The following is a 22,243-nucleotide window of genomic DNA, read 5'->3' as shown; positions in this document are numbered from 1 at the left end:
CGCCGTACGACGCCGCGAGGTCCGCATGCCGCACTCCAGCCCGACTCCCCCGCCCTCCCGTACCGCCGCGTCGAAGGGCGCGTTCGCCGCCGTCGACCTGGGCGCCTCCAGCGGCCGGGTGATGCTCGGACAGGTGCGCGACGGCAGCATCGCGCTGGAGGAGGTGGACCGGTTCCCCAATCGGCCGGTGCGGGTGCTCGGCACCCTCCACTGGGACGTCCTCGATCTCTACCGGGGCGTCCTGGACGGGCTGCGCGCCGCAGGTGCAGCCACGGGCGCCGGGCCGGATGGCGTGGCGTCCGTGGGCATCGACTCCTGGGGCGTCGACTACGGACTGCTGGACGCGGACGGCACTCTGCTCGGCAACCCGGTGCACTACCGCGACGCACGCACCCAGGGCATGCCGGCCGAGGTCGAGAAAGTGCTGCCCGCTGCCGAGCTGTACGCGCACACCGGTATTCAGCGCATGCCGATCAACACGCTGTACCAGCTGGCCGCTGCCCGCGAGGACAGCCGGTTCCGGGCGGCGCGACAACTGCTGCTGATCCCCGATCTGATCTCGTACTGGTTGACCGGACAGCGCGGTACCGAGCTGACCATTGCCTCCACCACCCAGCTCATCGACCCCCGCACCCGCGACTGGTCGCCCGTCGTGATGGACGCGCTGGGCGTCGATCGCGGCCTGTTCCCGCCGCTGCGCACGCCCGGGGACGGGGCCGGGCAGTTGCGGGACGACGTACTCGCCGAGACGGGGCTGACCGGGCCGGTGCCCGTCACAGCAGTGGGCGCGCACGACACGGCCTCCGCTGTCGCCGGAGTGCCCGCACAGGGCAGCAGATTCGCGTACATCGCCACCGGCACGTGGTCGCTGGCCGGAGTGGAGCTGACCTCTGCGGTGCTCACCGAGGAGAGCCGGGCGGCGAACTTCACCAACGAGCTGGGCGTGGACGGCACCGTGCGCTATCTGCGCAACATCATGGGCCTTTGGCTGCTGCAGGAGTGTCTGCGCGCCTGGGAGGCACAGGGCACTCCGCAGGAGCTGGACACGCTGCTGGAGGAGGCGGCCGAGGTACCCGGGCTGCGCTCGGTCGTGGATGCCGGAAGCGCGGAGTTCCTTCGGCCGGGGCGGATGCCGCAGCGGATCGCCGACGTGTGCCGCCGCACCGGCCAGCCGGTGCCGCGCGACCCGGCCGAGACGACACGCTGCGTCCTCGACTCGCTCGCCCTCGCACATCGGGAGGCGGTTTTCGACGCGCGGCGGTTGTCCGGGCAGGACGTGGAGACGGTGCACATCGTGGGCGGAGGGGCACGCAACGCGCTGCTGTGCCGGCTGACGGCCGACGCCTGTGGCCTGCCGGTCGTAGCGGGGCCCGTGGAGGCCGCCGCGTACGGGAACGTACTGGTACAGGCGCGTACGGCCGCAGCGGTGACCGGGCCTCTGGGCGCGCTGCGGGCCCTGGTGCGCAGCAGTGTACGGCTGCGACAGTATGCCCCGACGGGTGATCACTCGGCATGGGAACAGGCCGCGGCGCGCATCCGCACGGAGGCACGGACGGACGCGGGTACGGACACCGGTACTGACACGGGCGCGGATGTGCGTACAGCTGTGCGTTCGGGCACGCATGAGGACGCGCCCCGTGGCGGTCCGCAGCCGAAGGACGGAAGGGAGGCGTCGTGCGCGTAGCGCTCTTCGTCACCTGCATCAACGACGCGCTCTATCCGCGCACCGGCCAGGCGGTGGTGACACTGCTGGAGCGGCTGGGCGTGGAGGTGGACTTCCCCGAGGCGCAGTCGTGCTGCGGGCAGCCTCAGTTCAACACCGGGTACCGGCATGCGACCGAGCCGCTGGTGCACCGCTACGCCGCGGCGTTCGAGGGCTACGACCACATCGTCGTTCCCTCCGGCTCCTGCGCTGCCATGGTGCGCGAGAACTACCCGCGCATCGGCTACAAGGCGGCAGCCGAGGGGCGGGGCGGCGCGCTCTCGGCGGCAGCCGCGCGGACGGTGCCCCGCACCTATGAGCTGACGGAGTTCCTCGTGGACGTCCTGAAGGTCACCGATGTCGGCGCCTGCTATCCGCACACCGTCACCTACCACCCGACCTGCCACGGGCTGCGCATGCTCGGTCTGGGGGAGCGACCGCGCCTGCTGCTGGAGCAGGTGAAAGGCCTCGAACTACGCGAGTTGGAGGGCGCCGAGGAGTGCTGCGGCTTCGGCGGCACGTTCGCCGTCAAGAACGCGGCGGTCTCCTCCGCCATGGGCGCCGACAAGGCCCGCCACATCGAGGCGAGCGGCGCCGAGTCGGTGTGCACGGTGGACAACTCGTGCCTGATGCACATCGGCGGCACCCTCTCCCGCGCGGGCTCGCGCGTGCGCCCCGTGCATCTCGCGGAGATCCTGGCCAGTACCGAGGAGTCACCGCTATGAGCGTCACCTATCTGGGCATGCCGCCGTTCCCGGTGGCGGCTGCCGCATCCACCGGGGACGAGCGGTTGCGCGGCAATCTCCGGCACGCCACCCGCACCATCCGCGACAAACGCGCCGGCGCGGTGGCCGAACTGTCGGACTGGTCCGCGCTGCGTACAGCCGGAGCGCAGATCAAGGACCGCACACTGCGCCACCTCGACCACTACCTGGAGCAGTTGGAGGCGTCGGTCACCGCGGCCGGCGGCACCGTGCACTGGGCAGCGGATGCGGAGGAGGCCAACGGGATCGTCACCCGGCTCGTGCGGGAGACCGGTGAGCGCGAGGTCGTCAAGGTCAAGTCGATGGCCACCCAGGAGATCGGGCTCAACGAGGCGCTGCAGCGCGCCGGGATCTCGGCGTACGAGACCGATCTGGCGGAGCTGATCGTACAGCTGGGCGAGGACCACCCCTCGCACATCCTCGTACCCGCCATCCACCGCAACCGTGGAGAGATCCGGGACATCTTCCGGGAGCGGATGGGCCGCTGGGGGCGCCCGGCGCCGCAGGGGCTCACCGACCGGCCCTCCGATCTGGCGGAGGCGGCGCGGCTGCATCTGCGGGAGAAGTTCCTGAACGCCAAGGTGGGTGTCTCCGGAGCGAACTTCATGGTCGCCGAGAGCGGCACCCTGGTCGTCGTCGAGTCCGAGGGCAACGGCCGGATGTGTCTGACGCTGCCCGAGACGCTGATCTCCGTGGTCGGCATCGAGAAGGTCGTGCCCACTTGGCAGGACCTGGAGGTCTTTTTGCAACTGCTGCCGCGCTCCTCCACGGCGGAGCGGATGAACCCCTACACCTCCACCTGGTCGGGCACCACGGACGGCGACGGCCCCCGCGACTTCCATCTGGTGCTGCTGGACAACGGACGTACCGACACCCTCGCCGACCGGGTGGGACGCCAGACACTGCGCTGCATCCGCTGCTCGGCCTGCCTCAACGTGTGCCCGGTCTACGAGCGCGCCGGCGGGCACGCCTACGGCTCGCCCTACCCGGGGCCGATCGGCGCGATCCTCACCCCACAGCTCGACAGCATGGAGACCGGGCTGGACGCCTCCCTGCCGTACGCGTCGTCGCTGTGCGGGGCCTGCTTCGAGGTGTGCCCGGTGGCCATCGACATCCCCGAGGTACTGGTGCACCTTCGGGAACGTGTGGTGCAGGGCGGTACGGCCACCGTGCGCGGGCAGCGCACGACCGTGAAACCGGCGAAGGGGCACGCGGCCGAGCGTGCTGCCATGCGGGCTGCTTCCTGGACGTTCGACCACCCGCGTGCGCTGCGCGCCGGGGAGCGGCTGGCCTCGCGGGCACGGCGCCTGGTGCCGCACCGACTGCCGGGCCCGGGCCGTGCCTGGACGGACACCCGGGATGTGCCGCAGCTGCCGCAGGAGTCCTTCCGCGACTGGTGGCGACGCTCCCGCGGTCCCTCGGGCGATGTGCCCAGCGGCAGTGCGAACGACCTGCCGTCGGGCACCGGTACGGGTGCCACGGGCGAGCCGGGCGGGTCCAGCGGATCCGGCGGGCCCGGCAGGTCCGGCGGACCCAGCAAGTCCGGCAGGTCCGGCGGGGCGGGGCCGCAGGAGGGCACACGATGAGCGGCCGGGAGACAGTGCTCGGCCGGATCCGCCGCGCGCTGGCGGACGTACCTCGCACAGAGCGGCCCGATCAGGCTCCGGTCGCCCGCGACCATCTGCGGGTGCACGGCGAGCGCTCCGCGCGAGAGACGGCGCGGCTGCTCGCCGCCCATCTGGTGGACTACCGGGCGCACGTATCGCACTGCACCCCGGCCGACCTGCCGCAGACGATCGCGGATCTGCTGGCACGGCGGGGATCGCGCAGCGTGGTGACGCCTGCCGGGGTGCCCGCCAAGTGGCTGCCCGAAGACGTCGAGCGCGTAACGGACTCGGCGGCGCTCACCCCGCTCGACCTGGACGCGGTGGGAAGCGTGGTGACGGGGTGCGCGGTCGCCGTGGCCGAGACGGGCACCCTGGTGCTGGACGCGTCCGAGGACCAGGGGCGGCGCCGCATCACCCTCGTCCCGGACCACCACATCTGTGTGGTGCGGGTGCCGGAGCAGGTCGTCGACTCCGTACCGCAGGCCCTCGAACGTTTGGATCCCGCCCGGCCGCAGACCTGGATCTCCGGTCCGTCGGCCACCAGCGACATCGAACTCGACCGGGTGGAGGGCGTACACGGGCCGCGCACGCTGGATGTGGTGCTGGTCGCGGCGGAGGCCGAAGCAACTGAGACGGAGGCCGACGCCGCTGGGACGGCGGAGGGAGCGCGGGGAGCACGGGGAGCCGAGACCACCGGAGGCTGACCGACCGTCCCCCGCGCCCCGTCGGGGTGCACGTACCGCGACGGGGCGACGGGGCGACGGGGCGACGGCGGACGATCGGACCGGACGTCAGCTCGCGGAGGCAACGGCCGGTTCGGGCGCGTTCTCCGGCGCGTTCCTGGCCGAGGCCCGTTCCTCGGCCCGGATACGGGCGTGCCTGCGGGCCAGTTCCTCCCACAGCAGGCTGACAGGGTGGTCGGGATCGCGGTTCTCCGGCTCGCTGCGGCGGAAGGCACCCACGAGCACCCGCTGGCTCGTTCCGACGTCGTCCACCAGCGGCAGGGTGCGCAGCCCTTGTGCCTCGGGAAGCCTGCCCTCCGCTATCGCCTCCCCGATGCCCTGGGTGACGAGCATGCTGCCGTAGAGCACGCGGGAGCTGAGGAGTTCGAAACCGTAGTGGGCCGAGTCGATCTCGGCCGCTATCCGCATCCGGCGGCGGTACTCGGGGCCGAACCAGCCGCGCAGCACGTCGGGTATCAGCCCGTCGGTGGACACCACGAGCGGCAGCCTGGGCAGCGAACGCACGCCCACTCCCCTGCCGTCCGACCTGCTGCCTTGCACCAGGTCACCGTCCGGTTGGTTGGTGGCCAGACAGAAGCCGCCGCGCCGCCACTCCATGACCTCGTACCCCGCGAACCGGGCGTCCTGTTCGGCAACTGCTGTCGTCTCGGCGGCCCCCGCGGACGCCGAGACGAGGATGCTGCCGCACACCAGGTCGAGTTCGTGGGAGCGCAGCTTCTGCAGCAGTGTTCCGCTGCGGACGTGCGCCATGGTCAGCTCCACCCCTTCCCGTGTGAACCGGTCGTTGACCTGTTCGACAGCGTTCAGCAGGTAGCCGAGCGTGTAGCGGGTGGAGCCGACGCGCAGACTGCGGCCACGGCGCCTGCGGGCGGTGTCCAGCCCTTCGCGCCACCCGTCGAGCGTTCCCTGTGCAAGCCGGGCGAGCTCCTCGCCGGTGCGGGTGAAGTGCACCCGCTCGCCGCGCCCGCGCTTGCGCAGCAGCGGCTCTCCGCAATGGTCGCCCAATTTGCGGTTCATCGTGTCCAGTTGCTTCTGAATACTGGACTGCTCCCGCCCCAGCCGCCTGGCGGCGCCCAGGGCCGTGCCCTCCTCGTAGACGGCCAGCAGGGTGCGGAGCTGATCCATCGTGATGTCGAGCAACCCTGGTGGGTAGTCGGGGGTGCCTGGCAGAGGCATACGTACTGCTCACTCTCCTCGATTCGGCGCTTCGCGGCCCAGCAGCCTAACTTCCGGACCGTGTCCGCGAGTTCAGGACCAATGTTCTTCAGGTTCCTTAGCGGAACCGGTGGTTCGAGCGGGTGTTCCCGTGCAAAAGTCGAGCCGTTCGTGTTTCCCCCTGCAGTTCCGCAAGGAGTTCGTGCACGTGAGCCACCCCCAGACCGCCCCCCACATCGGCATGCCCTCCGGCCTTCCGGGCACCGGTTACCCGGCCGCCGAGCCGGTGAAGAGACCGGGCCTCGTGGTCGCCATGCTGGCCGTCACCGTACTGTCCGCGCTCTCCGGCGCTCTCAGCGCACTGCTGGTGTACGTCGGCGGCAAGGACCTCGCCGACGAGAACGTCCGCAACGCCGTGGACAGCGACCCGGCCGCGGTGGGCCTCCCCTCCGGCACCACAGCGGCCGATGTCAAGCAGCTGACGGGCACCGCCTGGGACGGCATCGTCACCGACTGGCAGAGCACGATGTCGGCACGGGCCACGATCGCCCTTGTCTTCTCCGTCGCTGTGCTGCTGTTCGCACTGTTCGCCCGTACGGGCGCCGTGTGGGCGCGGGTGCTGCTCAGCGTCGTCGCGGTGCTGGCCGCCGTCTTCCCGCACATGCTGGTCCTGCGGGACGCCGCCCCTGCCGGGCTGTACGCCACCAGCCTGGGGGCCATCGTTCTGGGGCTGCTCGCGGTGGTGCTGTGCTGGCTGCCGCCGGTCGGGCGCTACAAAAAGGCACTGCAGGGCCGCTGACGCCGCCCGTATCCGACCTCCGCACACCCCTGTCGGATCCTTCGCCCTCCTTCCACCCCTTCCCTCTCCTTCGCCCTCGTTCCGCTTCCTTCCGCCTCCCGGCCCGCACCGGTCGCAGCTGTGCGGCCGGGAGTTCGCCGACAGCGCAGCCGCTACACCACCAGCACAACGGCCCTGGAAGCTGCCGGGGGACCGCATACGGTCCCGCCATGGAACCTCGGACAGTCCGGCCCCAGGTGCACACGATCCCGTTCCCTGTCGGCCAGGCGTTTCTGTGGCAGGACGGCGAGGCGGTCACGCTCGTGGACACCGGTCCGCCCGGGGGCGCCGACGCGGTGGAGACCGTCTGCTTCGGGCACGGTGCCCCGCTGGCCACCGGTGGCGGTGAGACACTCGCCCAGGCCGCTGCAAGGTACAGCTAGTCTGGTCGCCCCACGGCGCGCGGAGCCGGGCGTTCCGTGTGTGTCCACCGTGCCAGGTCCCGGAGGCCCCCATGAACCAGCCCTCAGCGCTCCATGTCCCCACGCAGGCCGCCTCGCGTGTGCCCCCGCAGGTGGCCTCGATCGAGGGAGTCGGTGTCCGCCGTACGACGTCGGATCAGCTCATCCTCGACGGGATCGACTGGCTGGTGCGAGCCGGTGAGCACTGGGCGCTGCTGGGTGCCAACGGTGCCGGGAAGACCACCTTGCTGAAGCTGCTGGGCGCCGTCATGCACCCCACCACCGGCAGCGTGGAGGTGCTGGGCAACAGGCTCGGCAGAGTGGACGTGCGCGAGCTGCGCGCCCACATCGGCCATGTGTCCACCAGCCAGCGGGTGCCGCGGGACGCCACGGCACACACGGTCGTGCTGACAGGTGCGACAGGCACCGTGCAGCCGCTGTGGCGCAAGTACGACGACGAGACCCGTCGGCTGGCGAGCGAGCTGCTGTCGGAGCTGGACTGCAAGGAACTGGCCGATCGGCCCTTCGGGGTGTGCTCCGGCGGGCAGCGGGCCCGCATCCTGATCGCCCGCGCTCTGATGCCGGCGCCGTCGCTGCTGTTGCTGGACGAGCCGTTCAACGCCCTGGACCTGCCCTCCCGCGAGGATCTGATCGACGCGCTGCGCCGACTGGCCGCCGACCGTCCGTCCCTGGCGACCGTGACGGTCACCCACCACCTGGAGGAGCTGCCTGACACCACCAGTCACGCTCTGCTGCTGCGGGAAGGCAGGGTCACCGCGTGCGGTCCCGTCTCGGAAGTGCTCACCGGGGAACTGATGACACAGTGCTTCGGCCGCCCCATCGACGTCGGCCGTCAGGACGGCCGGTGGCTGGCCCGCTCGGGCCGCGGCGCGGAGCCTCGTAGGCCCGTCTAGTTCCCCGTCGGCCCGCCTGGGGCCCCGGGCCCGCTCAGCCGGCGGCCTGGAAGGCGTCGTAGGAGCGCTGGTCGAACAGGACGAGACGCAACTCGGCGAAGCCCTCACCCTCCTCCCGCAGCGTACGCAGCGCGATGCGTGCCGCGTCGTCGAGCGGCCAGCGGTAGACGCCTGTGGAGATGGCGGGGAACGCGATCGTACGGGCGCCGATCTCGCGTGCCACGCGCAGCGACTCGCGGTGGCAGGAGACCAGCAGGTCCGAGCGGTCCTCCTCCTGGCTCCAAACCGGACCCACCGTATGGATGACCCAGCGCGCCGGCAGCCGTCCCGCTGTCGTGGCGACGGCCTGCCCGGTGGGCAGGCCCCTCCCGTAGCGTTCGGCGCGCAGCTTGCGGCACTCGGCGATAATGTCCGAGCCACCCTTTCGATGGATGGCGCCGTCCACTCCGCCCCCGCCCAGCAGCGAGGAGTTGGCTGCGTTGACTACGGCGTCGACATCCTGTTCGGTGATGTCGCCCTGCACCAGGGTGATGTTCGTGGGCATGGCCCCATCCTGACGCGGCGCAGGTCGAAGCGCACACGGATTGCCGCGTCACCCGTCGGCGGACGCTCCGGGGTCGGCTGTCCACTGCGCGCCCTCTGGTCGGCGCTCCCGCGTTCCTATTAGCTGGTCGCATGAGCTGGTCCCACCGCCTGCTGTTCCCCGGACGCCGGAAGGACGGTTTCACATGACCGCTGCACCCTCGCGCCGTTCACTGCTGGCCAGCGGTACGGCCGCCGCTGTCGCCACCCCGCTGTTCGCCGGTTCCGCTGCCGCGGCACCGTCCACCCGGGCTGTCGGCGGGCACGGCGGACGGCCCGTGGTGCCGGGCGCCGATGTCGCGGCAGCCGCGGGCTGGCGCATGCTGCGGGGCCGGAAGGTCGGCGTCGTCAGCAACCCGACAGGAGTACTGCGGGACGCGAGCCATGTGGTGGATTCGATGGCGGCCCGGGACGAGCTGCGCATCATGGGCGTCTTCGGCCCGGAACACGGCTTCCGGGGCAGCGCACAGGCGGGCGAGTCCGAGCCCGAGTTCAAGGACCCGCGTACCGGTCTGACGGTCTACGACGCGTACGGTGCCGACGGCGCGAAGATGGCCGCCCTGTTCCGCAAGGCGGGTGTGGACACCATTGTCTTCGACATCCAGGACGTCGGCGTGCGCTTCTACACGTACATCTGGACGATGTACCACGCCATGGTCGCCGCGCGGGACATCGGAGCCTCCTTCGTCGTCCTGGACCGGCCGAACCCGATCGGCCGCAGAGCGGACGGCCCGCTGCTGAGATCCGGGTTCGCCTCCGGTGTCGGGCTCAAGCCCATCATCCAGCAGCACGGTATGACGGTCGGTGAGCTGGCCCGGTACTTCAACGGCGAACTGCTGCCCCAGGAGGGCGAGGGCGGACGGGTGGAGCTGGAGGTCGTCCAGGTGCGCGGCTGGTCGCCCCGTACGACGGCGCAGCAGACCGGGCTGCCATGGGTGCCGCCGTCCCCGAACGTTCCGACACCCGACACGGCGACCGCCTACGCCGGCACCGGCTACTTCGAGGGGACGAACCTGTCCGAGGGGCGCGGCACCACACTGCCGTTCCAGTTCATCGGCGCGCCGTTCCTGGACCACCACTACAGCGATCGGCTCAATGCTCTGCGGCTACCCGGGGTGCGCTTCCGTGAGGGCTATTTCGTGCCCACCTTCAGCAAGCACCAGGGCAAGACATGCGCGGGTGTGCAGCTGCTGGTGACCGATCCCGCCCGCTATCAGGCAGTGCCGACAGCGGTGGCCATGCTGCGCGAGGCGATGCGCTACGACGATTTCGCCTGGCGCAAGGACGCCGACCCGAAGCGGCCGTTCTGGATCGACAAACTCTCGGGCTCACCGCGGCTGCGGGAGATGCTGGATGCCGGGCGCAGTACGGAGGAGGTCACCGGCGCGTGGCGCTCGGAAGTACGCGACTTCGAGCGGGCGCGACGGCAGTATTTGCTGTACCGGTGAGAGAGTCCGTACCGCTGGGACGGTACGTGCCGGTGGGACGACGCGGTCAGCCGCTCACTGTCGCGTCCGCCGTCTCGCTGTCGCGTCGCACCAGTGCGGCGTACTTCCCGTCGGCCGCCAGCAGTTCGCCGTGGGTGCCCCGTTCGGCGATCCGGCCACCGTCCAGAACGACGATCTGGTCGGCGTCCCGGATGGTGGAGAGGCGGTGCGCGATGGTGAGTGTGGTGCGCCCTTCCGACAGCGCGTCGATGGCCTCCTGGACCGCACGTTCGGTACGGGTGTCGAGGGCGCTGGTGGCCTCGTCCAGGATCAGCACCGGCGGGTCGCGCAGGATGGTGCGCGCCAGGGCGAGGCGCTGTTTCTCACCTCCGGAGAAGCGGTATCCCCGCTCGCCGACCAGTGTGTCGTAGCCGTCCGGCAGTGCGGCGATGTGATCGTGGATCTGCGCGGCCCGCGCCGCGGCGCGCAGTTCCTCGTCCGTGGCGTCCGGCTTGGCGAACCGGAGGTTGTCCGCGACGGTCGCGTGGAAGAGGTACGTCTCCTGGGAGACTACGCCGACCGCTGTCGAGAGGGTCGCGAAGTCCAGCTCACGTACATCGACGCCGTCGAGGGTGACGCGGCCTCCCGTCACGTCGTACAGGCGGGGCACCAGATAGCTGAGGGTGCTCTTTCCGGAGCCGGTGGCTCCGACCACGGCGAGGCTGGTGCCCGCCGGGACGGCCAGGTCGATTCCGCGCAGGGTGTATCCGGTGTCGTGGGCGGGGCTACCCGGTGGGCGGGTGTCGTAGGTGAAGTCGACGTTCTCGAAGCGCACTTCGCCACGCACCTTCGAAAGCGCGGTCGGGCGGGCCGGCTCGGTGATGGCGACGGGCAGGTCGAGATATTCGAAGATGCGCTGGAAGAGCGCCAGCGAGGTCTGCATCTCCACCCCGGTGGTCAGCAGCGAGACGGTGGGCCGCAGCAGCCCCTGCTGGAGGGTGACGAACGCGACGAGAGTGCCGATGGAGAAGGCGGGGCCGCCGAACTGGGTGAGCATGCCCGCCGTCCAGTACAGCAGCGCGGGGATGGCGGCCATGACGATGCCGATGGTGGCCATCCGCCAGCGCCCGGCCATGTTCGAGCGGATCTCCAGGTCGACCAGTCGTTCGGACTCGTCGGAGAAGTTCTTGGTGAGCGAGTCGGCCCGGCCCATGGTGCGGCCGAGCAGGATGCCGCTGACCGACAGGGACTCGGTGACGATGGCGGACATGGCGGCCATCTGCTTCTGCCGCTGCGTGGTGATGCGTTTGCGCTCCCGTCCCACCCGGCGGCTCACCCACACGAAGAAGGGCAGCAGTACGAGGGAGACGAGCGTCAGCCGCCAGTCGAGCGCGAGCATGGCGACGACCGTGGCCACCACGCTGGTGAGGTTGGACACGAGCGAGGTGGCTGTGGAGGTGACGGTGGCCTGCATACCGCCGATGTCGTTGGCGATGCGGGATTGGACCTCACCCGTCCGGGTCCGGGTGAAGAAGGCGAGCTGCATCCGCTGGAGCTTGGCGTAGACACCGGTGCGCAGGTCGTGCATGACGCGCTGTCCGACCGTGGTGCTGATGAGGGTCTGGAGCACGCCGAAGACGCTGGTCACCACGGCGGTGACGATCATGCCGAGGGCGAGCAGCGAGAGCAGGCCGGTGCGCTGCTGCGGAATGGCGACGTCCAGGATCTCGCGCAGCAGGAACGGCGAGGCGACGGAGACCAGGGAGGATGCCGCCACCAGCAGGCCGACCAGTGCCAGACGGCCACGGTAGGGGCGGAAGAGGCGCAGGATGCGGCGCACCTGCGCGGGCTGTTCGGCGGGCTGTTCCTGGGTCAGCGGCTCCTTCGGCGGCTGCGTCCAGCCGGGCGCTTCACGGTGCAAGAGGCTCCTCGGGGTCGGTCTGCGGAGCAGACGTACGGCTCAGATCATGGAGCATAGTTCATCGTTACCTATACTCACAATGAATAGACCCCTGATAGGCTGCCGCCATGGTCCACCACCCCTCCGACGAGCCCGCCTCCGACCTCGCTGACCAGCTGCTGCGCCTCACCAAGCGGATCAACCACGCACACCGGCAGAACTTCGCACCGCTGGGCGTCACACCGGCGCAGGGCCGGATGCTGCGTACCGTCGCACACAGCTCTCAGCCGCCCCGGATGGCAGACCTCGCCACTCAGCTGGGCGTGGTGCCCAGGCAGGTCACCAGCTTGGTGGACGCCCTGGAAGAACGTGGGCTGGTGCGCCGGGCCCCCGACACCGCGAACCGCAGGGTGATCCGTATCGAGCTGACGGAAGACGGCTCCCTGGCCCTCACCGAGCTGCGGCGGGCCCGCAGGAGCGCTGCCGAACAGCTGCTGGCGCCGCTGGGGCCGGGGCAGCGCGAGGAGCTGAGCCGCCTGCTGGCACTGCTCGACACCGAGGGCGGCCACTGCTGAGGGTCCACCCTCGGACGACCGTTACGCGGCGGGGACGACCCCCACGGCCGGTGTCGGTGGCCCGAACTAGCATGTGGCACACATAAGCCCGCACTCCGTTCCAATCCCCTGTGCGCCCTGGAGATGCCATGCCGCTGCTCGAACCCAAGGCCGGCGCGCTGCGTCCGCGGACCGGCGCGGGCCACTCCCCCGCCGCGGACCGGGTCCCCGACGAGCTGGCGCAGGGCACTCCGCAGCCGCTGCGGAGCGATCTGGAGCGGCTGCTGGGCAGCGGAAAAGTGCTCTCGAAAGTCTCCGACCTGGTGCGCTACGCCTCGGACGCGAGCCCGTACCGCTTCATCCCGCAGGTCGTCGTACTCGCCGAGGACGTGGCCGACGTCGCCGCGGTACTGGACTACGCGCGGCGAAACGGCCGGGGCGTCGTCTTCCGCGCTGCGGGGACGTCACTCAACGGGCAGGCCCAGGGTGAGGACATCCTGGTCGACGTGCGGCGCCACTGGGCGGGTGTGGAGGTGCTGGCGGAGGGCGAGCAGGCCAGGATCCGGCCGGGGACCACCGTCTTCCGGGCCAACGCCTCGCTGGCGGCCCATGGGCGGCTGCTCGGCCCCGATCCGGCCTCTGCCATCGCGTGCACGGTGGGCGGCGTGGTCGCCAACAACGCCTCCGGGATGACGGCGGGCACCACACGCAACTCCTATCGCACCGTCGCCTCCCTCACCTGCGTCCTGCCCAGCGGCACGGTCGTGGACACGGCGGACCCGGCGGCGGACGAGAAGCTCGCACGCGCCGAGCCCGCGCTCTGCGAGGGCCTGCTGGCGCTCAAGGCCGAGATCGAGGCCGACACCGCCCTGGTCTCCCGTATCCGGGCCAAGCACGAGCTGAAGAACACCAACGGATACCGGCTGGACGCCTTCTTGGACGGCACCACTCCGGTGGAGATCCTGCGCGGGCTGATGGTGGGCTCCCAGGGCACCCTCGGCTTCCTCGCCGAGTTCGTCTTCGACACCCTCCCGCTGCACCGGCGCACCTCCACCGGACTGTTCTTCTTCCCGTCGCTGTCGGCGGCAGCCGGCGCCGTGCCGCGTTTCAACGCGGCCGGGGCGATGTCCGTCGAGCTCATGGACGGGAACACGCTGCGCGCCTCGGTCAGTGTCTCCGGGGTGCCGCAGGACTGGGCCGAGCTGCCGAAGGAGACCACCGCGCTGCTGGTGGAGTTCCGCTCCCCGGACGACGCCGTACGCGAGGAGCGGGAAGAGGCGGCACGCACGGTGCTGGCCGGGCTGGAGCTGGTCGCCCCGGTCGCCTCCGTCACCAACGAGTTGACGCGCGACCCGGCCACGATCGCCTCGTACTGGAAGGCACGCAAGGCATTCGTCACCGCGGTCGGCGGCTCCCGCCCCTCCGGCACCACACTGATCACCGAGGACTTCGCCGTACCGCCCTCCCGGCTGGCCGAGGCGTGCGAGGCCCTGCTGGAGCTCCAGGAGCGGCACGGCTTCGACGCGGCTGTCGCGGGCCACGCCGCACACGGCAATCTGCACTTCCTGCTGGCCTTCGACGCGGGCGATCCGGACGACGTCCAGCGCTATGCCGCCTTCATGGACGAGTTCTGCCGCATGACCGTGGAGCGGTTCGACGGCTCCCTCAAGGCCGAGCACGCCACCGGCCGCAACATCGCACCGTTCCTGGAACTGGAGTGGGGCAGCAAGGCGACCGAGCTGATGTGGCGCATCAAGCGGCTGCTGGACCCGACCGGGGTCCTGGCGCCCGGCGTGCTGCTGGATCGTGACCCGCGGGCACATCTGCGCGGTCTGAAGTCGATTCCCGGCGTGGAGGCTTTGGCCGACCCCTGTATCGAGTGCGGCTTCTGCGAACCGACCTGCCCCAGCGAGGACCTGACCACCACGCCGCGTCAACGGATCGTGCTGCGCCGCGAGATGATGCGCCAGCCCGGTGACTCGCTGGTGGGTGAGAACCTGCTGGCGAGCTACGGGTACGACGCCGTCGACACCTGCGCGGGCGATTCCACCTGCAAGCTGGACTGCCCGGTCGGAATCGACACCGGTGCGCTGATGAAGACGTTCCGGCACGCCCGGCACTCGCCCCGCGAGGAGCGCACCGCCGAGCGCACGGCGCGACACTTCGCGCGGGTGGAGCGCTCGGCGCGGTTGGCGGTGGCCGCCGCGGACCAGCTCCGCAGACGTCTGCGGGGACGCGAGGGCGATCTCGGGGACCGGCTGCTCGGCGCGGTCACCGGCGCCGCCCGCAAAGCGGTCCGCCCCGACCTGGTGCCCGAGTGGCTGCCGGAGATCCCGGCCCCGGCCGCCAAGCGGCTCCCGGCGACGAGCAGACAGCTCGCCACCGCCGTGTACTACCCGGCGTGCGTGAACCGGATCTTCGGCGACCCGGACGGTTACGCGGGACTGTCGCTTCCGGAGGCCCTGGTCACCGTCTCGGCACGGGCCGGCCAGCCGGTGTGGATCCCGAAAGACGTCACCGGCACCTGCTGCTCGACGATCTGGCACTCCAAGGGCTACGAAGCCGGCAACACCCTGATGGCCAACCGCATGGTGGAGGCCGCCTGGCGGTGGACCGACGGCGGCGAGCTCCCCCTCGTGGTCGACGCCTCCTCCTGCACCCTGGGCATCGCGGAAGAGGTCGTGCCCTACCTGACACCGGCCAACCGCAAACTCCACGAACGACTGACGGTCCTGGACTCGCTCGTCTGGGCCGCGCGGGAGTTGCTGCCCCGCCTCACGGTCGAGCGGCGCGTCGACTCCGCCGTGCTCCATCCCACGTGCTCGATGCGGCACCTGGGCGACGAGGCGGAGCTGCGCGAGGTCGCCGAGGCGTGCGCGGAGGAGGTCGTGGTGCCGCTGGACGCGGGATGCTGTGCCTTCGCGGGCGACCGCGGGCTGCTGCACGAGGAACTGACCGCCTCCGCGACGGCCCGAGAGGCTGCCGAGGTGACGGCGCGCTCCTACGACGCGTACCTGTCGGCCAACCGGACGTGCGAGATAGGCCTCGACCACGCGACCGGCAACCAGGGCTACCACTCGGTCATCCAGGAGCTGGAATTGGCCACCCGCCCCCGCTGATCCGCGGTGACCCCCGTACCGGGGGCCGTCTGCTCTGCGGTGCCGCACACGTCGGGCAGCTGCTCGTCGGCGACACACGCATGGGGCGGGCCGCCCCTCGGCGGCCCGCCCGGTGCGTCAGCCGGTCGCGTCCACATGCAGGGCGACGGCCCCGTGGGCAGGAACAGTCAACTGCGCACGGCCATCGGCAGCGACCGCGACCTTCTGCTCACAGCCGCCCTGTGCGGCGGCGACGTTGCAGTACGTACCGGCGGGCAAGGAGGTCTGGAAGGTCCTGTTCAACCCCCCATCGCCGTTGTTGAGGGCGACGAACCCCTTGTCGCCGCGTCCGAAGGCGAGGGCCTGCCCCTCGGACCACCAGTTCGTCAGCTCCGCCGAGCCGACCGCGTTGCGGAAGCCGACCATGCCGGTGATCTCAGGCTTGGCGTGGATGCCGGTCCACCCCTCGTCGCCGCTGGGCGGCCCGGCGTCGTGATCGCTGAACGTGTAGCCGGAGAAGACGTTGGGCGAGCCGTAGGGATGGGCGAGCTGGAAGACGTTGGCGAGCGTGTAGGCCGCGCCGTCCTTGTAGGTGAGAGTGGAGCCGTTGCGTTCGGTGTCCCAGTTGTCGACGAACGTGCGGGCATCGCCGCTGCCCAGCATTCCGTCGCCGATGGTCCGCAGGGAGCCGAGGTCGCCGCCCTGGAAGGCGCTCTTGAGCCGACGGCCGTAGCGGAACTCGTCCACGTCGCCGATGTCGGTGTACTCATCGGGCTGCACGGCCTCCCCGTCGCCGTGGATGACCTCACTGATCCAGAAGCCGGGGTCCTGGGACATCTTCGCCTTGATGGCCGCCACATCGGCTGCCGCCATGTGCTTGGCCGCGTCGATACGGAAGCCGGCCACGCCGAGGGAGCGCAGGTCGTCGAGGTAGCCGGCGATGGCGGCACGTACCTTCTCGTTGCCGGTGTCGAGGTCGGCCAGGCCCACGAGTTCGCAGTTCTGCACGTCGTCGCGGTTGGTGTAGTCGGTGATGTTCTTCCGGCAGGTGTGGAAGTCGCCGTCCTGGTAGGTGCCCGGGTAGCCGTACTTGGTGTACTGGGTGCCGCCGGTTCCGGTGCCCGAACCGGATGTCATGTGGTTGATGACGGCGTCCGCGATGACCTTGACCCCTGCGGCCTCGCAGGTGTCGACCATCTGCGCGAAGTCGGCACGGTCACCGAGTCGACCTGCGATCTTGTAGCTGACCGGCTGGTACGACGTCCACCACTGATCGCCCTGGATGTGCTCCGTGGCGGGTGAGACCTCGACGTAGCCGTAACCGGCGGGGCCGAGGGTGTCCGTGCACTCCTGGGCGACGGAGGTGAACGGGCGCTCGAACAGCGTCGCGGTGACGCTCTTCCCGCCGGGCGGTGCGGCCTGGGTGAACGAACCCTGCGCTGCTGCGGCCGACGCGAAGGTGGAGGGCATTCCTGGTCGAGACGCCTGCCCGGAAGGCGCCTGCCCGGAAGGCGCCTGCCCGGAAGGGGCCTGTCCGGAGGCAGCTTGCGCAGAGGCGGCTTGCGCCGAGTCGGTCGGCATGGAGCGGGCCGCCTGTGCGTGCCAGGGCGTTGCCGCCATCATGCCGCTTGCCGCCAGCACTCCCGCCGTACAGACGCTGAGCAGTCGTTTTCTCATCGTGCGGCTCCTTCGATGTGCGGGCATGGGGATGCCCGGGAAGGCAGCCAGGCGCCTGGGCCACCGTGGGGGGATGTGAACGGTCCGCCCACAGGGGGCCGTTCACAGGTGGTACGGCCGGGAGCCTGCCGGTGTCGGGAAGCGGCGTCAAGAGATTGCGCAAGAATTTCCAGTCAATTGCAGCAAGATCTTACGGAACCGAAAGTCCATCCACGAGCAACGAAGGTCCAAGTACGCGCTCTTGCGCACCACTGGTCTCAACCAGCAGGGTCCTGAGCCGAGTTCACGCATCCGACGTGCACACAGCTGCGGGAGAGCCGATGAGTGACGAGCAAGGATTCAGCCGCCGTTCAGTCCTGCGCAGCGCCGGGGTCGCGGGCGCCGGGTTGGGCATCGGCGCATTGGGCGCCTCGGCGGCCGAGGCGGCACAGTCCGGTGCCGCCACGGCCGCCGAGGAGAGCGGGAGCGCCGCCATGACGCCACCCCGTCGGGGCAGGACGATGATCGGCGTACCGTTCGAGGAGCGGACCACCGTCCGGGTCGGGCTGATCGGTCTGGGGCAGCGTGGCGGCAGCATGATCGACCTGTTCCTGGCGCTGGAGGGCGTGCGTGTGGTCGCGCTGTGCGACCCGGTGCGGGAGAAGACCGAACGTGCCGCGAAGAAGGTCACCGACGCCGGACAGCCCGCGCCCGCCCTCTACGCCAAGGGCGATCACGACTTCGAGAAACTGTGCAGACGCGGGGACCTCGACTTCGTGTACGTGGCCACCCCCTGGGACTGGCACTTCGAGATGGCCAAGGCCGCGCTGAAGGGCGGCAAGCACGTCGGCGTCGAGTGCCCCATCGCGATGGAGCTGGACCAGCTGTGGGAACTCGTCGACCTCTCCGAACAGACCCGTAAGCACTGCATGCAGTTGGAGAACTGCGTGTACGGGCAGAACGAGATGCGCGTCCTGCGGATGGCGCACGAGGGGCTCTTCGGCGATCTGCTGCACAGCGCCGGGGCCTACCTCCACGACCTGCGCGGGCTGATGTTCGACCCGGACTACTACGAAGGGCCGTGGCGCCGCAAGTGGCACACGCGGCTCAAGGGCGACCTCTATCCGAACCACGGCTTCGGCCCCGCCGCCAACTACATGGACGTCAACCGCGGCGACCGCGCGGTCCGTATCACCACTTTCGGCTCTCCCTCACTCGGTCTGGCCGCCTACCGCGAGGAGCACATGCCGCCCGGCCACGAGAGCTGGAAGGAGACCTATGTAAAAAGCGATATGTCGATCAGTCTCGTCCAGACGGCCAAGGGCAGGGTGATCCGGCTCGAACACGACGTCTCCAACCCGCACCCCTACTCCCGCCTCAACATCCTCGGCGGCACCAAGGGCGTCTTCGAGGACTACCCGCCCCGCATCTATCTGGAGCCGGACATGTCCGGTGACGAGTGGGGCGACTTCGACAAGTACAAGGAGCACGACCACTGGCTGTGGAAGGAACACTCCGATCCGCCCGGCGGGCACGGCGGTATGGACTACATCATGCTGTTCCGCCTGACACAGTGCATGCGTCTCGGGCTGGTGCCCGACTTCGACGTCTACGACGCGGCGACCTGGACCTCCCCCGTGCCGCTCAGCCACGCCTCGATCAAGGCAAAGGGCACCCCGCAGGAGATACCCGACTTCACCCGAGGGCTGTGGCGCAAGAAGCGCCCGGGCGTCGACTCGAAGAAGCCCTGAGCCGACTCAGCGCTTGAGCGACGCCTTGTCCCCCATCACCACGACGGGGTGTTTGTCCGGGTTCAGGGTGCGCAACAGGGTCCGCATACCGGACTTGGACAGGCTCACGCACCCTGATGTGCCGCTGCCATGATCCATGTGCAGCCAGATGCTGCCCCCCTTGGCCTTGCCCTGCGGCCTGGTCGGGTCGAGGGGGGACGTGCCCTTGACACGGTTGTAGTCGATGGCGATCACATGGTCGAAGTCGTGCCGGGTCTTCTTCGGCCAGTAGGAGGGAGGCGTGAAGGCCGAGGTCTGCGTGTACGGCAGCTTGGCGTCCGGCTCCGGCAGCACGCCACCCGCGTCGGAGAGCGTGAACACACCCACAGGGCTGCGCTTGTCGCCCTCGTGATGGTCGTTCGTCCAGCCCTTCTTGCCGTTGTGCGCCGCCCAGCTGTGCTCCTCGCGCCACTTCTCGCCGTGCCGCGTGTAGAGCCGCACCGTCGCGTCGGCGGAGTCCTTGCCCTTGCCCTCCACGGCCACCACCTGGTCGGCGTTGTCCGGGATCTTCGCCTGGAGGCGGTCGCCGACCCGGGGAATCCGGGTGGGGTGCTTGGCCAGTTCGGCCTGCGGGGAGAGCTCGGACGCCGTTGCCTTCTTCGCGCTGCCGGAACCCTGGTCACCACCACCGCTCCCGCCACCGCTGTCCCCGCCGCAGCCGGAAAGCAGCAGGGCCAGCGCCGTGCCGCCCGCCGCGGCCACCAGTGCCGCCCTGGCCTTCGCGCGCCCTGGGACCCGGACCTGGGCCACCTCGCCGGGCCGTGCTACCCCAGCCCCGTGCCGACCGGTCCCGGTGCCTGTACGTCCTGCCGCGCGCATGCCCATAGCCCCCATCTTCGCATTGGCCGGAAGTGTGCCGACGCCCGGGAAAACCCGTTGCCATTCCGCGGGTGACCGGGTGGGATCGGCGCACACCCGCAGGACCTCTGCCGCCTGCCCGCATGCCCGCCTTCCGTGTGCCGCCGCCCCTGCTCGTGCCCGTACCAGCCTCCGTACCAGTGCCCGTACCGCTCCCCGCGCTCGTGCGGTTCCGAGACCTTGGAACGTCATGCAGATTCGCGACCTCCCTTACAGCGACCCCGGCGCTCCCGACGTCAGGTCGGGTTTCCGGCTGCTCCTTTGGCTTGGGCGCATGCAGTTGGGCGGACAGCTCAAGGCACTGGGTTGGGGGGTGCTGCAGCTCGCCTCGATCGCCTCGTTCCCCGCCGTCGCCGGGCTGGCCGTGACCGCCGTTGTGCACAACTCGGGCAGCGACCTGGCATTGGCCGGGGCCGCGATGGCAGTGGTGACCGTAGCGGTGACAGTCGGCGACACCATGCTGCACAGGGTCGCCGTCACCAACTGGATCACCGCGGCAGCACGCATCCAGCAGTTGCTGGCCCGCCGAACGGCGGCCCTGGGCGCCACCCTCACCCGCCGCGTCGCCGCCGGGGAAGTCGTCGCGGTATCGACCGGTGACATCGAGCGTATCGGCTGGTGCGTCGAGGCGGTCTCCCGGTTCAGCGCCGCTCTGCTGACGACCCTGGGTGTCTGCGCCGCGCTGGTGGTCTACCAGCCGCAGCTGGGGCTGCTGGCCTGCGCGGGCATGCTCGCCCTGGCGCTGACCGTGCTGCCTCTGCTGCCGAGAGCCACCCGACGTGCCGACACACAACGCGAGCGGGCGGGACGGGCGACGGAGCTGGCCGCCGACACGGTCGCCGGCCTGCGGGTGCTGCGCGGTATCGGTGGTGAGGACCTCTTCCTCGACCGTTACCGGCGAGCCTCCCAGCAGGTGCGGCACGCAGCCGTGCGCACGGCCCGGATGTGGTCGTTCATCGAAGCGCTCCAAGTGGCACTGCCGGGGCTGCTGCTGGTCGGCGTCGTGTGGTACGGCGCCCGGCTGGCGCTGGACGGACGGATCGCGGTGGGTGAACTGGTCATGGTCTACGGCGCGGTCAGCTTCCTGCTCCTTCCGCTCCAGCTCTTCGGCGAGTTCGCCATGTCGTACTCCTTCTCCCGCCCGTCGGCCACCCGCGCCGCACGAGTGCTGGGTCTGCGACGGCCCGGCGAGGACCACGGCGCGGCGCGAGCCGACATACCCAAGGAGGAGGGAAAGGTCCAGGCGCCGCCTGCCGAGACGCGAGCCCCTGTGGGGCTGTACGACCCCGGCACCGGCCTGCACGCCCCGCCCGGACAGCTCACCGCCGTCGTCTGTGGTGACCCGGACGCTGCCGGGCGCCTCGCGGAACGTCTGGGCGGGCACCCCGCTTCCGAGGCCGACGTCTGCGACGGGAGCGACACGGAAGCCTGGGCCGGGAGTGACACGGCTGACCTGGAGGGGAAGGACGCGGCTGTCCAGGATCGGCGCGACGCGGCCGTCCTGGGTGGGAGCGACGGGGAGCCCGGCGAGGCAGACCAGACCGGAGCGGTGCACCCGGAAGCCGACCGGACGGGAGGCGGCGAGGAGCGGGCCGCGCCCGCCTCGGTGCTGCTGGACGGGGTGCCGCTCGACGGTATGCCGCTGGAGCAGGCTCGGGCCGCCGTCCTCGTACAGGACAAGGACCCGGTGCTGCTCTCGGGCACGCTCGCCGAGCTGCTGGACGTGCCCTCCTCCGGCCAGGTGACTTCCGCCCAGGCGCTCGAGGCCGCCCAGTGCGGCGATGTCCTCAAGGCGCTGGTGCAGGGCAGTCCGGACGCGGACGGTGATCCGATGCGGGCCCGGATCACCGAACGGGGACGGTCCCTCTCCGGCGGCCAACGCCAACGTCTCGCGCTGGCGCGGTCGCTGCTCACCGACCCGGAAGTACTGATCCTGGACGAACCCACCTCGGCCGTCGACTCCCACACGGAAGCGCGCATCGCCCGCGAGCTCGTCAAACTCAGGTCCGGACGGACGACGGTGGTCTTCTCCTCCAGCCCGCTGCTGCTCGACCGCGCCGACCGGGTCGTCTTCGTCGATGGATCGGCTGCCGCAGTCACCGGCACCCACCGGCAGCTCCTCCACTCAGACGCGGCATACCGGGCCGTGGTCACCCGCGAACCGCAGGGCGCCGCTCCGGTGCGGGCGGGCCGGCGGACCAAGGCCGCACATACCGAGGGAGTCGAATCCGCGTGAGCCCCCAGAGCACCACGG

The 22,243-nt window shown here is 70.5% G+C and carries 17 protein-coding genes; 12 read left to right on the top strand and 5 right to left on the bottom strand.

The genetic code is table 11. The features are described 5' to 3' along the window. Positions 1-25: 25 nt before the first annotated feature. The 4 genes from JW613_RS30465 to JW613_RS30450 are packed head-to-tail and all read left to right on the top strand — an operon-like array spanning position 26 to position 4,777. Entirely contained in the window at positions 26-1,684 is a 1,659-nt protein-coding gene (locus JW613_RS30465; RefSeq protein WP_209214103.1) for a rhamnulokinase, read from the top strand. Continuing rightward, on the top strand, positions 1,675-2,427 hold the full coding sequence (locus tag JW613_RS30460; RefSeq protein ID WP_209214102.1) for a (Fe-S)-binding protein: 753 nt from the start codon (positions 1,675-1,677) through the stop codon (positions 2,425-2,427). The genes JW613_RS30465 and JW613_RS30460 overlap by 10 nt, the downstream gene beginning before the upstream one ends. After that, on the top strand, positions 2,424-4,052 hold the full coding sequence (locus JW613_RS30455; RefSeq protein WP_245226549.1) for a lactate utilization protein B: 1,629 nt from the start codon (positions 2,424-2,426) through the stop codon (positions 4,050-4,052). The genes JW613_RS30460 and JW613_RS30455 overlap by 4 nt, the downstream gene beginning before the upstream one ends. Beyond that, positions 4,049-4,777, top strand: a complete 729-nt coding sequence (locus tag JW613_RS30450; RefSeq protein WP_209214101.1) for a LutC/YkgG family protein — start codon at positions 4,049-4,051, stop codon at positions 4,775-4,777. Before JW613_RS30455 ends, JW613_RS30450 begins: the two co-directional genes overlap by 4 nt. 87 nt (positions 4,778-4,864) lie before the next feature. On the opposite strand, the gene JW613_RS30445 is transcribed toward JW613_RS30450, so the two are convergent. After that, on the bottom strand, positions 4,865-5,992 hold the full coding sequence (locus tag JW613_RS30445; RefSeq protein WP_245226548.1) for a LysR family transcriptional regulator: 1,128 nt from the start codon (positions 5,990-5,992) through the stop codon (positions 4,865-4,867). A gap of 187 nt (positions 5,993-6,179) precedes the next feature. Here JW613_RS30445 and JW613_RS30440 point away from each other — a divergent pair, with 187 nt between their 5' ends. From JW613_RS30440 to JW613_RS30430, 3 genes are all read left to right on the top strand, one after another. Continuing rightward, positions 6,180-6,770, top strand: a complete 591-nt coding sequence (locus JW613_RS30440; RefSeq protein ID WP_209214100.1) for a hypothetical protein — start codon at positions 6,180-6,182, stop codon at positions 6,768-6,770. A gap of 209 nt (positions 6,771-6,979) precedes the next feature. Beyond that, positions 6,980-7,192: a hypothetical protein gene (locus JW613_RS30435; RefSeq protein WP_209214099.1), complete on the top strand. Its 213-nt coding sequence runs from the start codon at positions 6,980-6,982 to the stop codon at positions 7,190-7,192. A 71-nt stretch (positions 7,193-7,263) separates the two neighbouring features. Beyond that, positions 7,264-8,124, top strand: a complete 861-nt coding sequence (locus JW613_RS30430; protein WP_209214098.1) for an ABC transporter ATP-binding protein — start codon at positions 7,264-7,266, stop codon at positions 8,122-8,124. A 34-nt stretch (positions 8,125-8,158) separates the two neighbouring features. Here the strand turns inward: JW613_RS30430 and JW613_RS30425 are convergent, their stop codons facing one another. Continuing rightward, the gene (locus tag JW613_RS30425; RefSeq protein WP_209214097.1) at positions 8,159-8,668 is read right to left on the bottom strand and encodes an O-acetyl-ADP-ribose deacetylase; all 510 of its coding nucleotides are present in this window, start codon (positions 8,666-8,668) and stop codon (positions 8,159-8,161) included. A 184-nt stretch (positions 8,669-8,852) separates the two neighbouring features. Between JW613_RS30425 and JW613_RS30420 the strand changes: the two genes are divergently transcribed. After that, positions 8,853-10,154, top strand: coding sequence for an exo-beta-N-acetylmuramidase NamZ family protein (locus JW613_RS30420; protein ID WP_209214096.1), 1,302 nt, complete (start codon positions 8,853-8,855; stop codon positions 10,152-10,154). Positions 10,155-10,200: 46 nt separating this feature from the next. On the opposite strand, the gene JW613_RS30415 is transcribed toward JW613_RS30420, so the two are convergent. Continuing rightward, positions 10,201-12,054, bottom strand: a complete 1,854-nt coding sequence (locus JW613_RS30415) for an ABC transporter ATP-binding protein (RefSeq protein WP_372448022.1) — start codon at positions 12,052-12,054, stop codon at positions 10,201-10,203. A 107-nt stretch (positions 12,055-12,161) separates the two neighbouring features. Here JW613_RS30415 and JW613_RS30410 point away from each other — a divergent pair, with 107 nt between their 5' ends. Both JW613_RS30410 and JW613_RS30405 read left to right on the top strand, forming a co-directional pair. Then, positions 12,162-12,608: a MarR family winged helix-turn-helix transcriptional regulator gene (locus JW613_RS30410; protein WP_099885717.1), complete on the top strand. Its 447-nt coding sequence runs from the start codon at positions 12,162-12,164 to the stop codon at positions 12,606-12,608. Between the two features lie 128 nt (positions 12,609-12,736). Next, positions 12,737-15,706 carry an FAD-binding and (Fe-S)-binding domain-containing protein gene (locus JW613_RS30405; RefSeq protein WP_209214095.1) on the top strand — a complete coding sequence of 990 codons (2,970 nt, stop codon included), beginning with the start codon at positions 12,737-12,739 and terminating at the stop codon, positions 15,704-15,706. A gap of 117 nt (positions 15,707-15,823) precedes the next feature. On the opposite strand, the gene JW613_RS30400 is transcribed toward JW613_RS30405, so the two are convergent. After that, on the bottom strand, positions 15,824-17,155 hold the full coding sequence (locus JW613_RS30400) for an alpha-amylase (protein WP_209214125.1): 1,332 nt from the start codon (positions 17,153-17,155) through the stop codon (positions 15,824-15,826). Positions 17,156-17,682: 527 nt separating this feature from the next. Here JW613_RS30400 and JW613_RS30395 point away from each other — a divergent pair. Then, positions 17,683-19,092 (top strand): Gfo/Idh/MocA family protein, encoded by a 1,410-nt coding sequence (locus JW613_RS30395; RefSeq protein WP_209214094.1) that lies wholly within the window; start codon positions 17,683-17,685, stop codon positions 19,090-19,092. 6 nt (positions 19,093-19,098) lie between these two features. Here JW613_RS30395 and JW613_RS30390 read toward each other — a convergent pair whose 3' ends face one another. Next, positions 19,099-19,956, bottom strand: a complete 858-nt coding sequence (locus JW613_RS30390; protein ID WP_209214093.1) for a L,D-transpeptidase family protein — start codon at positions 19,954-19,956, stop codon at positions 19,099-19,101. Positions 19,957-20,179: 223 nt separating this feature from the next. On the opposite strand from JW613_RS30390, the gene JW613_RS30385 reads away from it, so the two are divergent. Further along, positions 20,180-22,225 carry an ABC transporter transmembrane domain-containing protein gene (locus JW613_RS30385; protein ID WP_209214092.1) on the top strand — a complete coding sequence of 682 codons (2,046 nt, stop codon included), beginning with the start codon at positions 20,180-20,182 and terminating at the stop codon, positions 22,223-22,225. The last annotated feature ends 18 nt before the right edge of the window (positions 22,226-22,243 follow it).

This window comes from Streptomyces smyrnaeus, assembly GCF_017676345.1.
GTDB lineage: Bacteria > Actinomycetota > Actinomycetes > Streptomycetales > Streptomycetaceae > Streptomyces > Streptomyces smyrnaeus.
Note: the sequence above shows the minus strand (reverse complement) of the source record. Positions and strands in the feature narration are given on the sequence as shown.